The organism is Deferrisoma camini S3R1 (genome assembly GCF_000526155.1).
GTDB classification, from domain to species: domain Bacteria; phylum Desulfobacterota; class Deferrisomatia; order Deferrisomatales; family Deferrisomataceae; genus Deferrisoma; species Deferrisoma camini.
Genome location: NZ_JAFN01000001.1, coordinates 2,714,428 through 2,727,233 on the forward strand (window position 1 = coordinate 2,714,428; position 12,806 = coordinate 2,727,233).

Annotated in this window: 10 protein-coding genes; all 10 read right to left on the reverse strand. The window is 69.4% G+C overall.

Annotated features, from left to right (window positions below; genetic code table 11):
• Position 1: 1 nt before the first annotated feature.
• Complete coding sequence (locus tag DEFCA_RS0111950) at positions 2 to 1,102, reverse strand: vWA domain-containing protein (protein ID WP_025323253.1); 1,101 nt, start codon at positions 1,100 to 1,102, stop codon at positions 2 to 4.
• Entirely contained in the window at positions 1,099 to 2,196 is a 1,098-nt protein-coding gene (gene aroB, locus DEFCA_RS0111955; RefSeq protein WP_025323254.1) for a 3-dehydroquinate synthase, read from the reverse strand. The genes DEFCA_RS0111950 and aroB overlap by 4 nt, the downstream gene beginning before the upstream one ends.
• Positions 2,193 to 2,711, reverse strand: coding sequence for a shikimate kinase (locus tag DEFCA_RS0111960; RefSeq protein WP_025323255.1), 519 nt, complete (start codon positions 2,709 to 2,711; stop codon positions 2,193 to 2,195). Before DEFCA_RS0111960 ends, aroB begins: the two co-directional genes overlap by 4 nt.
• The gene (gene aroC, locus DEFCA_RS0111965) at positions 2,690 to 3,877 is read right to left on the reverse strand and encodes a chorismate synthase (RefSeq protein WP_025323256.1); all 1,188 of its coding nucleotides are present in this window, start codon (positions 3,875 to 3,877) and stop codon (positions 2,690 to 2,692) included. Before aroC ends, DEFCA_RS0111960 begins: the two co-directional genes overlap by 22 nt.
• A gap of 5 nt (positions 3,878 to 3,882) precedes the next feature.
• Entirely contained in the window at positions 3,883 to 6,501 is a 2,619-nt protein-coding gene (gene pilQ / locus DEFCA_RS0111970; RefSeq protein WP_084319149.1) for a type IV pilus secretin PilQ, read from the reverse strand.
• Complete coding sequence (locus DEFCA_RS0111975) at positions 6,498 to 7,049, reverse strand: pilus assembly protein PilP (protein WP_025323258.1); 552 nt, start codon at positions 7,047 to 7,049, stop codon at positions 6,498 to 6,500. Before DEFCA_RS0111975 ends, pilQ begins: the two co-directional genes overlap by 4 nt.
• The gene (locus DEFCA_RS0111980; protein ID WP_025323259.1) at positions 7,046 to 7,669 is read right to left on the reverse strand and encodes a type IV pilus inner membrane component PilO; all 624 of its coding nucleotides are present in this window, start codon (positions 7,667 to 7,669) and stop codon (positions 7,046 to 7,048) included. The genes DEFCA_RS0111975 and DEFCA_RS0111980 overlap by 4 nt, the downstream gene beginning before the upstream one ends.
• Before the next feature lie 3 nt (positions 7,670 to 7,672).
• Complete coding sequence (locus DEFCA_RS0111985) at positions 7,673 to 8,224, reverse strand: PilN domain-containing protein (protein ID WP_025323260.1); 552 nt, start codon at positions 8,222 to 8,224, stop codon at positions 7,673 to 7,675.
• The gene (pilM, locus tag DEFCA_RS0111990; protein ID WP_169709566.1) at positions 8,221 to 9,279 is read right to left on the reverse strand and encodes a type IV pilus assembly protein PilM; all 1,059 of its coding nucleotides are present in this window, start codon (positions 9,277 to 9,279) and stop codon (positions 8,221 to 8,223) included. The genes DEFCA_RS0111985 and pilM overlap by 4 nt, the downstream gene beginning before the upstream one ends.
• 1,042 nt (positions 9,280 to 10,321) lie before the next feature.
• Complete coding sequence (gene gyrA, locus DEFCA_RS0111995) at positions 10,322 to 12,793, reverse strand: DNA gyrase subunit A (RefSeq protein ID WP_025323262.1); 2,472 nt, start codon at positions 12,791 to 12,793, stop codon at positions 10,322 to 10,324.
• Between the last annotated feature and the right edge of the window lie 13 nt (positions 12,794 to 12,806).

The window sequence follows — 12,806 nt, forward strand, 5'->3', positions numbered from 1 at the left end:
GTCACGGGCGGGTCACCGTGTACGTTCCGGAAAACACCGCCCGGAGCGTGCCGTTCTGGTTGGCGTAGGTCACATTGGTCACGAACGGGACGTCCAGCGACGTGAGCGTTCCGGACAAAGTGAACGGGTTGGGGAACGCCAGCTCCAGCGTGTCGATGGGAGTCAGGGCCTCGATGCGCTGGGGGATCGTCACCCCGAACGCGGTCAGCAGGCTCGAAGCGGTCACCGCCTCGAAGAACTCCCCGCCGGTCTCATCGGCAAAGGTCTGCAGATCGGCCTTGCCGATGTCGCTGAGGTCTCCCCCCAGTCCCACCGTGAACACCACCAGGTCCCTCTCCTTCGCCAACTGGAGCCCCTGGTAGCGGGTGCTGGTGGAGTCCTGCATCCAAACGTCGGGCCCCCCGGACACGGCGTCCACCGTGTCATCCCCGTCGGTCAGCAGCACCACGGCCCGCCGGCCGGGCCGCGTGCCCACGGCCCGCACCGCCTCGATCAGGGCCCCTCCCAGATTGGTGGCGCCGCTGGCCGTGAACCCGTCGATGGTCTCCTCGAGGACGGTCTGGTCGCTGGTCAACTGTTGCAAGATCCGGGCTTCGTCGTCGAAGTCCACGATCGCCACCTGGTCGTCGGCCGCCATCAGACCCACGAACAGCTTGGCCGCCTCCTTGGCCACCTGCATCCGGGTCTGGCCGGTCTCGGTGCCAGACCCCATGGAGCCGCTGGAGTCGATCACCAGGGCCACGACGCTCGCGTCCGACGAGGCCAGGGAGACCGTCACGTCGTCTCGGTCGATCGGGCGTGGAGCCGTGCCGGGGTTCAGGATGATTGCGAAGTTCTCGGGCCCGAGGTCGAACAATGGGTCCCCGTTCTGGTCCTCGACCCGGGCGAACACCCGGACCTCGCCCGTTCCGGCGTCGTACTCCACGCTGGTCGCCAGGTCCACGCCGGTGATGCTCGACTCGTCCACCACCGGAACCGACACCTCCGGGGCGGCCGGGCCGGGCTGGGCCGGGCCGGGGTTGTACTCCTCGACCCCGCAGGCCGCGACCGCGGCGAGAAGCAGGGGGAGGAGCGGTCGGAGGAAACGCCTTGGGATGGTCATGGCTCGTGTACCGTCTCCGCGAGCAGGTCGGCGAGCAGGTCGGCAGGCACCCGGTGCCCCCACTCGGCCCGGCCGACGGCCCGCAGCAGCACCCACCGGGGCTCGCCGCCCCGGCTCTTCTTGTCGTGGCGAAGGGCCGTACGGATCGTTTCGACCGAAATCCCTTCGGGCCTTAACCTGTACCCCCACGCCCGCAGGTGCGCCCGGATCCGCTCCGCCTCGGGGCCCGCCAGCAGCCCAAGCCGCTCGGAGAGACGGGCCGCAAACCCGAGGCCCATGGCCACGGCCTCTCCGTGGGTGTAGGTCCCATACCCTGCCGCCGCTTCCACAGCGTGGCCGAAAGTGTGCCCCAGGTTGAGGACGGCCCGCTCCCCGGCTTCGCGCTCGTCCGCCTCGACCACCCGGGCCTTGAGGGCCACGGCCCGGGCCACCGCCTCCTCCAGGACCTCGGCGTCCTCCACCAGGTGCGGCCCGGCGGTCTCGAGGAGCTCGAACAACGCCGGGTCGCCGATGAGCCCCGCCTTCACCACCTCGGCCAGGCCCGACAGGATCTCCCGGCGGGGCAAGGTGGAGAGAAGGATCGGGTCGGCCACCACGAGCCGGGGCTGGTGGAACGCTCCGATCAGGTTCTTGCCCCGGGGGTGGTCGATACCGGTCTTTCCCCCCACGCTCGAGTCCACCATGGCGAGGAGCGTGGTTGGGATCTGGACGAATCCGACGCCCCGGAGAACGGTGGCGGCCGCGAATCCGGCCACGTCCCCCACCACGCCCCCCCCGACGGCCACGACCAGGTCCTGCCGCTCGACCCCGGCGGCCAGAAGGGCGTCCCACAGGGCGGCCACGGTCTCCAAGTTCTTGTGCCCCTCGCCCGGCTCCATGGCAAACCGGCCGAGGACCGTCGCCCCCGCTCCCACGAGCGCCCGCTCGGCCGCCTCGGCCCACAGCCCCTCGACCGTGCGGTCGGTCACCAGGAAGATCCGTCGCCCCCCCAACGCCCCCCGGGCCGGCTCCAGGTCGGCCAGGCGATCCAGCAGGCTCGACCCCACCAGGACCGGGTAAGCCCTCTCCCCCAGCCCCACCCGCAGGGTTCTCACGGCCCCATCTCCTGGCGCACCCGTTGCCACACCTCTTCGACCACCTCGGGAAGCGACCGCCCCTCGGTCTCCACCTGGATCGCCACGGCGTCGTACAGGCCCGCCCGTCGGGCCAGGAGCTCCCGGGCCCGGCCCAGCGGATCCGGGCCACCCAGCAGCGGGCGCGGGGTGGAGCTCGCCGCGGCCCGGGCCACCGCCTCGTCGGCGCTCACCCGCAGGTTGATCACCAGGTGTTCCTGCAAAAGCCTCTGGTTCTCCTTCCGCAGCAGCACCCCGCCGCCGGTGGCGATCACCCGCCGGTCCTCCCCGAGCACCCGGGCCAGGGCCTCGGCCTCCCACCGCCGAAACCCCTCTTCCCCCTCCCCGGAGAAGATCTCCGGGATCGAGCGGCCCGCGGCCCGCTCGATCTCGGCGTCCAGGTCCACGAACCCCCACCCCAGGCGCTCCGCCACCCGGCGCCCCACGGCCGACTTGCCCGCGGCCATGAAACCGGTCAGGACGATGTTTCGACCCACCGCCGATTGATCCGGTCGAGGTAGGATTCCAGTGCCCCTTTGAGATCGGCCACGCTGTCCCCCCCGAACTTCTCGACGAGCGCCCGAGCCAACTCGAAGGCCAGCACGGCCTCGCCCACCACGCTCGCCGCTGCCACGGCGCACACGTCGCTGCGCTCGGTCGAGGCCTCGTGGGGGCGGCCGGTGACCAGGTCCACCGTGCGCAACGGCCGCATCAGGGTGGGGATCGGCTTCATGGCCGCCCGCACCCACACCTCCTCACCGTTGGTGATGCCCCCTTCGATCCCTCCCGCCCGGTTCGTCGGCCGCCGCACCCCACCCCGCCGGCCGTCCCCCGGCCCGCCCGGCAGGATCTCGTCGTGGACCCGACTGCCGGGGAGCCGGGCGCCCTCGAACCCGATGCCCACCTCGAACCCCTTGATCGCCGGGATGGCGAGAAACGCGGCTGCGAGCCGGGCGTCCAGCCGGCCCTCGGGCACCACGTGGGTCCCCAGCCCCACCGGGACGCCGGTGGCGAACACGACGAACGTGCCCCCCAGGGTGTCTCCGGCGGCCCGGGCCTGGTCCACGGCTCGGCAGGCGGCCTCGTCGGCGTGCGGGTCCGGCATCCGGATCCGAGCCGTCTCCGCCCGGGCATGGAGTTCGGGGAAGGGGTCTTCCCACGCCGCCTCCACCGACCCCACCGAGGTGACGAACGACCCGACCCGGATCCCGACCTCGGCGAGGAGGGCCTTGGCGACCCCACCGGCCGCCACCCGGGCCGCGGTCTCCCGGGCGCTGGCGCGTTCCAGCACGTTGCGGGCGTCGTCCAGGTCGTGCTTGAGCGCGCCGGGCAGGTCGGCGTGGCCCGGCCGCACCCGGGTCACCGGCGGGACCGCACCCCGGTGCTCCGGGGAAGGGCTCATGCCCTGCTGCCAGTTTCTCCAGTCCCGGTTCCGCACGGCGAGCACCACCGGGGCTCCGGTGGTCTCTCCCCAGCGCACGCCGGCCAGGATCTCCACCCGGTCGGCCTCGATCTTCATGCGGCCGCCCCGGCCGTAGCCACCCTGGCGGCGGGCCAGGTCCCGGTCGATCTCGGACGGATCCAAGGGCAGGCCCGCCGGCACCCCCTCCACCACCGCGATCAGGACCGGCCCGTGGGACTCCCCGGCCGTCCGGTAGCGCATCCCCATCACGGATTCTGGGCCGCCGTCTCCAGGGCCGGCGGGTTCACGATCTTCGGGGTGATGAAGATGATCAGCTCGGTCTTGTCCATGCGGTTGTTCTTGCTCTTGAACATCCACCCCACGAACGGCAGCTTCGACAGCCACGGGATCCCCGACTCCACGTTGGACTGCCGGTTCGTGATGATGCCCCCGATCACCGTGGTCTCGCCGTCCTTTACCAGGACCTCGGTGGTGGCCGCCCGGGTCTCCTTGCCCGGGGTCCGGGAGTCCACCGCCTGGAACGTGGCGGAGGGATCCTCTTTGGACAGGTCGATCTTCATGATGATGGACCGGTCGGCCGTGACGTGGGGGGTCACGTTGAGCCGCAGCTTGTACTCGATGGACTGGGTCTCGATCTTCTCCTCGGTGGCCGTGGTGAACGGGATCTCCACACCCTGGCTGATCTCGGCCGTCTTGTTGTCGAGGGTGGTCACCCTGGGCGACGAGATCACCCGGCCCTTGCCCGAGGTCTCGATGGCCGAGAGCCGAAGATCCAGGGAGAACACGTCGTTCACGTGGCCCAGGGTGAGGGCCAACGCCCCGCCCGGCCCGCCAGCCCCGCCGGCGCTCGGGAAGTTCACCGCGAAGTTGCCCACACCCGTGTCTCCGGAGATCCCGATCGAGTGGGGGAACGCCCAGTCCGTTGCCGCGCCCGTGCGGGGGCTCGCCTCGAACCGCCCCCCCCACTGGATCCCCAGGTCCTTCGCGAAGGTGGACGACACCTCCACGATCCGGGCCTCGATCAACACCTGGGGGGTCTGGGTGTCGAGCCGGCGCACGAGCTCCCGGGCCTCCTCGAGCCGCTCGGCCACGTCCTTGATCAGGATGGAGTTGGTCCGCTCGTCCACCGAGACCGAGCCCCGATCCGACAGCACGGCCTTGACCTTGTCCGACAGCTCCTGGGCCGAGGCGTAGTTCACCGCCACGATGTCCGTGACCAGCGGGGCCTGCTCCTTCTCCGCCTTTTCCTGCTCGAGCCTCCGGGCCCGCTCCTGGGCGAGCCGCTCGGCCGGGGCGATCCGGATCACGTTGCCCTCGCGCACCTTGTCGAGCCCCCGGGTCTTCAGAATCACGTCCAAGGCCTGGTCCCAGGGCACGTCCACCAGCCGCACCGTTACCTTACCCTGCACGTCGTCCCCGGCCACCAGGTTCAGCCCGCTCACCTCCCCGATCAGCCGCAGCACGTTGCGGATGTCGGCGTCCACGAAGTCCATCGAGAGCCGCCGGCCCGTGTAGATCGGCCCTCCTCCCTCCGCCTCTTCGCCGGCCGGCGCCTCCTCGGCCCCGGCGGGTTCGCCCTCCACGAGCACGATCTGGTCCTCTTCCCGCCGCACCGCAGCCACCCCGGTCTCGGGCGGCGCGGTCGAGCCCCCCGCCACCAGGACGGTCAGGTGGGTTGCGTCCCGCTCGATCCGGAACGGGGCGGGTTTTCGCAGATCCACCACCAGCCGGGTATCGCTGCCCCTGGGATAGGCGGCCACCAGCTTGACGGCGCCGGGAAACGCCGAGGTGTCGAGGGCCCGCCTGAACCGTTTGGGCAGGGTGGTGGCCGGGATGTCCACCACGATCCGCTCCGGCCCGGCCTCCACCACCCGGTGGGGCGCCGGCTTCGTGAACGCCAGCTCGATCCGGCTCCAGTCGGCGTCCTGGCGGAAGCCCAGGTCGCTCACCCTGCCGCCCCCGGCCAGGCTCTCCCACCGGGCTTCGGTAGCGGCGGGCCGGGCCTCCTCGGCCTTCTGGGCGGCGGGAGCGCGAGCCGCCTTCGGCTCGGGCTTCGGGGCCTCGGCGGGCTCGCCCAGCTTCAGCACGAACCCTTCCGACACCTTCTCGAGCCGGTACCCCTTCAACACCGAGGGGTCCTTCGCCTCCACCACCGCCCGGACCCGCCCCTCCTGGCGGCCCAGGCGCACCCTCACCACCGGGCCCTCCAGGTCCTTGGTGACCTGGGCCGCGGGGAGGGACACGCCCTCGGCGTCGATCACGAGCCTTCGGCCGTCCGAGAGCAGGAAGGCGGCCAGGTTCGTGGGTTCTTGGCCGAACCGGAACCGCAGGCCCTGGTTCCCGGCCAGCGGCTCCACCACCTCCTGGCGCATCTCGCCCCCGGAGGGCATCGCGGTCCGGGACTCCGTGGCTCGCAACCGCACCACCAGGTCGAGCCCGCCAGGGACCGGCTCGGCCACGGCCTCCACCGGCCCGGTTGGCCGCACCGTGATCTCCGCAGCCCCCTCCGGCAGGGCCCGGGCCTCCAGGGCCTCGATCACGCCGTCGCCCACGTCCACCCTGGGGGCCACCCCCTCTAGGGTCACCCCGTCGAGCCGCAGCGAAACCTGGGGAGGCGCGTCGGACACGCGCAGCCGGTGGGCCGGGGTGCCGTCCGCCTCCAGATGGATCCGGTCGCCCGTGTCCTGAGGGGAGATCGACAGGCCGGTGATGCGCACCCGTTGCGCCTCGGCCGCCGGGGCTACCGGGGCCGGGGGTTCGGCGCTCGTACGGGGCTGCGGTGCGGCGCACGCCGCCAACGTGGCCCCCAGGGCCGCCCCCCACACCGTCTTCCAGGCGCTCGGGCGCCGTATCGATTGGCTCATGGCCTCACCTCATCCTCGGGAGTGTGTAGCCGCAGGTCCACGGTCCGGGCCTGCACCTCTCCCAGCAGGTCCACCACCCGTTCCTCCACCACCACCCGATCCGGGTGGATCGCCACGATCTTCCCGCCCCGGTCACCCACCAGGGTCCCCACCCGCACCACGTACCCCTTGCCGTCGGGCGCTTCGACCAGGGCCCTTGCCGACTCCCCCGGTCCCCACACGATGCCGGCCACCCGGAGCTCCTCCACCGCGAACCGCTGCAGGGGCGTCTTGGGCACGAACACGTCGGGGGACTTCTTCTCCTTTTTCTTGGGCTCGATCCGGATGAACGGCTGGAACGGATCCCGCAGCCCCTCGGGGTCGTACACGAACGTGGGGGCTCCTTCGGCCGCCGAGGGGGTCGCCGCCTTCTGGGCCTTGGGCGCGGGCTTGCGCACGGGCGGCGCCTTGGCCGGAGCCGGGCTGGGCGGGGGCTCCCCGCCGCAGGCCCACAGCCCCGCGGCCAGCACCACCCCCCACCAGGCCGCACGCACCCGCCGGGGGATCACCGCTTCCCTCCCTTCCTCTTCTTTCGTTTCTTGTCCGCCGCGCCCTTCTCACCGGGCTCCAGAAACTTGTAGGTCACCGCCCGGCAGCTCACGGTGAGCTTCACCCCGCCGGCCTCCGGCTTGGGGTTTCCGAACTCGCTGGACACGATCGTGACGATCCGGGGAAGGCGTCCCACCTTGTCGAAGAACACCGCCACGTCGTGGTAGCGCCCAAGCACCTGCATCTCCAGGGGCACCTCGGCGTAGAAGTCCTTGGGCTGGCTCCCCCCCGGCTTGAACAACAGGAACTCGAGCCCCGAGTCCTTGCCCAGATCGCTGATGGTCTGGAGCAGGTCCGGGATCTCCTCCCGGTTGGGGAGCTTCTGGAGGGCCTCGGCCAGCTTCTCGTCCAGGTGCCGCACCTCTTCCTTCACCCGGGGGAGGTTGTCGGCGATGGCCTGGTTCTCACGGAGCTCCCGGCCGAGGCGCTCGTACCGATCCTCCAGGCCCCGGAGCTCCTGGAGCCGGGGCTGGAACCCCACGAAGTAGTAGCCCAGCCCCACGAACACGGTGAACCCCACCCACAGCAGGGCCTTTCGGCTCGCCGGCCACTTCAGATAGGTGTCGACCACGGCCGCCATGGCTCACCCCGCCTTCGGGTACACGATGGTCGTCTGGATCGTGAAGGACTTCAGATTCACCCCTCCCTTGTTCACCTGACGGGTCACCTCGAGCCGCACCCCGCGGAACAGCGGGCTGCGTTCCAAGGCGGTCATGAACCGCGCGATGGTCTGGTTGTCGATGGCGTACCCCTCGAGGGTCATCGCCCCCCCGCTGTCCCGGAGCCTCTCGAGCCACATCTTCTGGGGGATCAACCGGGCGATCTCATAGAGCACCCGCGAGGGGCCCCGCTGGCGCTCTTCCAGGCGGGCGATGACCTCCAGCTTCTCCTCCAGGTCCCGCTTCTTCTTCCGAAACTCCTTGACCTCCCCGATCACCTTCTGGAGCCGGGTGATCTCGGCCTTCCGGGCGGCGATGCGCTGCCGGGCCTCGGCGATGTCGGACCGGATCATGGAGTCGACCGTCACGATGGCCCCCACCAACGCGACCACGAGAACCGCCACCATCACGGCGTGGCGCCGGAGCACCTCCCTGCGCCGTTCGGCGCGGACCGGGAGCAGGTTGATGCGGATCATCGCTCGTCGATCCTCCGCAGTGCGAGCCCCGTGGCCACGGCTGCCACCGGCCCCACCTCTTCGAGATAGTCCGGGTCGAACCCCTTCTCGGACCAGCGGAGCCCCCGAAACGGGTTCAGGATCTCCACCGACACCCCCACCCGTTCCTCCACGGCGGCGGCCAAGCCTGGGACCCGGCAGGACCCCCCGCACAGGAACAGCCCGTCGATCTCTTCCTCGGCCGAGGTGGCGCTGAAGAAATCCAGGGACCGCTGGATCTCCAACACAAGATTCTCGGTGGTGAGCCGCAGCACCTCCAGGGCGTCCTGGGGCCCCAGGGTTCCCACGTGGCCGCCGAGCTTCAGCACCTCGGCCTCCTCATAGCTCACCCCGAGCTCCTTCTGGATCTCCTCCGTGAAGTTGGCGCCGCCCATGGTGATGTCTCGGGTGAAGGTGCTCACCCCGTTGCGCAACACGTTGATGTTCATGATGCTCGCGCCCACGTCCACGAGCACCACTGTCTTGTCCAGGTGCTCGGGATAGCTCACCTCGAAGATGTTCTCGAGGGCGAACGCATCCACGTCCACCACCTGGGGGGTGAGCCCGGCCTCGGTGATCACCGCGGCGTAGTCGTTGATGATGTCCTTTTTCACCGCCACGAGGAGGACCTCCATCTGGCCTTCCTCCTCAAGGGCCGGCCCGAGGATCTGAAAATCGACGTTCACTTCTTCGATCTCGAACGGAATGTACTGTTCCGCCTCCCACTGGATCTGATCCTCCAGTTCCTCCTCCGTCATGAGGGGAAGTTGGATCTTTTTCACGATCAGAGAGTGGCCGGAGACCGAAGTGGCGACGTTCTTGTTCTTGATTTTGAGATGGGAGAACAGGTTGCGGATCGATTCCACCACGACGGCCGAGTCCATGATCACGCCGTCGACGATGGCTTCGGGAGGGAGTTGGGCCACGCCCAGGTTGGTCAGGTCGTATCCGCCCTTATGGTGCCGGAGCTCCACCGCCTTGACGAAGTGACTTCCGATGTCCAGGCCCACCAGGTTCTTGGGTTTCCACAGTGCCATCCGGAGCTCCTGGCAAAGGCGGGCGGCGGCCTCCGCGGCCCTGGGCAGGCCGCAGGGAACTCGGAAAAAGTCCCGCCGGATCGTATCGGAGGGGTCTCACTGTGTCAAGGTTCCCCCACTTTCGGCTCGCCAAACACAGAAACCCATCGGATAGACCGTTCTCGCACTTGAGGGGGGACGAGTTCTTTTTCTGAGCCCATCCCCCGTTCGAGTCCGGGTTCCGGAACCGTGCCGACGAAACCCATACGGTAACGACCACCGGCCTTCCAAGTAACGTCCGCTAGGACGCTGGGAGGCTAGGACGCTAGGACGCATGAAAACCTACTTGATTCCAGAGTGTTCCAAGTATGACCCCGCCTCTTTGGCGCCACCTCACGGTCTCTGGGGGCATCGGTTCCAGGGGCCAGAATTCAGAAGTCGGTGGACAAGGAGAAGGCTCTTCGGTGCCCCGAGAGAGTCCCCCCGGGAACCCAAACTGCTTTTCGGGATTTCCTGTCTCCTGTCCGCTGAATTCCGGTTCCTGAAACCCATGCCCCACCGCGGAAACTGTGCGGGGATCGGTTCGAGTCACTTCCTCGCAAACAGGCCGCCTCGCGGTCTACTGGAGCTGACAACCGTCACGGCCCGGGGAAACGGAGTGCAAGCAAGAACCTGACCACCCGCCCCGCGTCCGGGAAACGAGGATCTCGCCGAACGGCGCGGTCATACCAAGTCGCGTTCAAATCTATTGCCCCCCTGCCCAGAGGGGCAAGGGTCCTGTCGGAGAGCCGGGCGCGGCCCCTTCGCTCGCCGCGCAGTGCCTCCGGCGTCTGGACTGCGAAAGGGTTCGGATTCCAACTGGTTGTCATGAAGCCAGCTCCCCCGCCCCATGCCTGCGCGGCGAATCTCAATGCCTGGCTTCGCGCCCGGCCGGAGGCAGGTCCCTTGCCCCGCCCCCGGCTGGGTATCCTATGGATGGCAACTTGGTATCAATGGGCAACGGCAGGCCACCGAAGGGGCGGCCTGCCGTTGTGGGGTTGGGAGGGGGCTCTGCCGGCCCGCGCTACGGTTGCGGCTCGTCCTTCGGCTCGCCGTTCTCGGGCTCGTCCTCCCGCTCGACCACCCGGGCCACGGCCGCCACGGTCTCGCCGGGCTCCATGTCGATCAGCTTCACGCCCTGGGTGTTGCGGCCGATCACCGGGATGCCGCCCACCCCGGTGCGGATGATCTTTCCGGAGCTCGCGATCAGGAACACCTGGTCCCCGTCCTCCACGGCCAGGACCCCCACCACCGGCCCGTTGCGCTCGGTGGTCTTGATGGTGATGATCCCCTTGCCGGCCCGGCTCTGGCGCCGGTACTCCTCCAAGGCGGTGCGCTTGCCGAACCCCTTCTCGGTCACGGTGAGAAGGGTGGTGCCCGGCCGCACCACGTCCACCGCCACCAGCTCGTCGCCGGGGCCGAGCTCGATCCCCTTCACCCCGCGGCTGGTGCGGCCCGTGGGCCGGATCTCCTCCTCCGAGAACCGGATGGCCAGACCGTTCCGGGTGCTCAGCACGATCTCCTGGTTGCCGTCGGTGAGCCGGGTGGCGATGAGGTCGTCGCCCCCGTCGAGGGTGATCGCCTGGATCCCCCGGGTCCTCCACGGCTTGGAGAACGCCCGGAGGTCCGTCTTCTTCACCAGGCCCCGTCGGGTCACCATGAGCACGTACCAGCCCTCCTGGAACTCCCGCACCGGCAGGAACGCCGAGATCGTCTCGCCCTTCTCGATGGGCAGCAGGTTCACGACGGCCTTGCCCCGGGCCGCAGCGCCCGCCTGGGGGATCTCGTGGACCTTGAGCCAGTACACCTTGCCCCGGTTGCTGAAGAACAGGATGTAGGAGTGGGTCGAGGCCACGAACAGGTGCTCGACGAAGTCCTCCTCCCGGGTCGTCATGCCCATCCGGCCCTTGCCGCCCCGGCGCTGGCTCCGGTACAGCGACACCGGGTTGCGCTTGATGTAGCCGGCGTGGGAGATGGTGACCACCATCTCCTCCTCGGCGATCAGGTCCTCGATGGTGATCTCCTCGGTCCGGGCCACGATCTCGGTGCGCCGTTCGTCCCCGTACTTGGCCCGGATCTCCTCGAACTCGGCCACCAGGATCTCGAGCACCTTCCGGTCGTCGGCCAGGATCCCCTCCAGCTCCTCGATCAGGCGCAGGGTCTCCCGGTACTCCTCCAAAATCTTGTCGCGCTCCAGCCCGGTCAGGCGGTGCAGCCGCAGGTCCAGGATCGCCTTGGCCTGCTCCTCGCTGAGGCCGAACCGCTCCATCAGCCCGGCCCGGGCCTCGGCCGGCGAGGCGCTGCCCCGGATCAGGGCGATCACGGCGTCGAGGTTGTCGAGCGCGATCTTGAACCCCTCGAGCACGTGGGCCCGGGCCCGGGCCTTGCGCAGCCGGAAATGGGTCCGGCGGATCGTCACCTCCCGCCGGTGGTCGATGTAGTGCTGAAGGGCCTCCTTGATGGTAAGCACCCGGGGCTGGCGGTCCACGATGGCCAGTAGGTTGATCCCGAAGGGGATCTCCATGCGGGTCATCTTGTACAGCCGGTTCAGCACGATCCGGGCGTCCTCGCCCCGCTTCAGCTCCACCACGACCCGGATCCCGTCCCGGTCCGACTCGTCCCGCAGGTCCGAGATGCCGTCGATCTTCTTGTCGCGCACCAGGCCGGCGATCTCCTCGATGAGCTTCGCCTTGTTCACCGTGTAAGGCAGCTCGGTGACCACGATCGCCTCCCGACCCGTGCGGGGGTGGCGCTCGATCAGGGCCCGGGCCCGGAGCCGGATCGTGCCCCGGCCGGTCCGATAGGCCTCATGGATCCCTTTCGTACCGTAGATGAACGCCCCGGTGGGGAAGTCCGGGCCGGGCAGGGCCCCCATCAGCTCCTCGATCGTGGCCCCGGGGTTCCGGGCCAGCAGCACGAGGGCGTTGCACAGCTCGGTCAGGTTGTGGGGGGGCACGTTGGTGCTCATCCCCACGGCGATGCCGGAGCTGCCGTTGGCCAGCAAGTTGGGGATGCGCGACGGAAGGACCAGGGGCTCCTCCAGAGAACCGTCGTAGTTGGGCCCGAAGTCCACCGTCTCCATGTCGATGTCGGCCAGCATCTCCCCGGCCAGCCGGGTGAGTCGGACCTCGGTGTACCGCATGGCCGCCGGCGCGTCGCCGTCGATCGAGCCGAAGTTGCCCTGCCCGTCCACCAGCGGGTAGCGCAGGCTGAAGTCCTGGGCCATGCGCACCAGCGTGTCGTACACCGCGGCGTCGCCGTGGGGGTGGTACTTACCGATCACGTCGCCCACCACCCGGGCCGACTTCTTGAACGGCTTGTCCCAGCGGTTCCCCAGGTCGTGCATGGCGAACAGGACCCGGCGGTGAACCGGCTTGAGCCCGTCGCGCACGTCGGGCAGGGCCCGGCCCACGATCACGCTCATGGCGTAATCGAGGTACGAGCGCTTCATCTCCTCTTCGATGGGGATCGGAATGCGCACACTCGGATTCTGCATGGGGTTCTCCAGG

Bases quoted from the DNA above. Each gene is read 5' to 3' on its own strand.
- DEFCA_RS0111950 (WP_025323253.1), bottom strand. From the start codon at position 1,102: ATGACCATCCCAAGGCGTTTCCTCCGACCGCTCCTCCCCCTGCTTCTC.
- gyrA (WP_025323262.1), bottom strand. From the start codon at position 12,793: ATGCAGAATCCGAGTGTGCGCATTCCGATCCCCATCGAAGAGGAGATG.
- aroC (WP_025323256.1), bottom strand. From the start codon at position 3,877: ATGCGCTACCGGACGGCCGGGGAGTCCCACGGGCCGGTCCTGATCGCG.
- pilM (WP_169709566.1), bottom strand. From the start codon at position 9,279: ATGGCACTGTGGAAACCCAAGAACCTGGTGGGCCTGGACATCGGAAGT.
- DEFCA_RS0111985 (WP_025323260.1), bottom strand. From the start codon at position 8,224: ATGATCCGCATCAACCTGCTCCCGGTCCGCGCCGAACGGCGCAGGGAG.
- DEFCA_RS0111980 (WP_025323259.1), bottom strand. From the start codon at position 7,669: ATGGCGGCCGTGGTCGACACCTATCTGAAGTGGCCGGCGAGCCGAAAG.
- pilQ (WP_084319149.1), bottom strand. From the start codon at position 6,501: ATGAGCCAATCGATACGGCGCCCGAGCGCCTGGAAGACGGTGTGGGGG.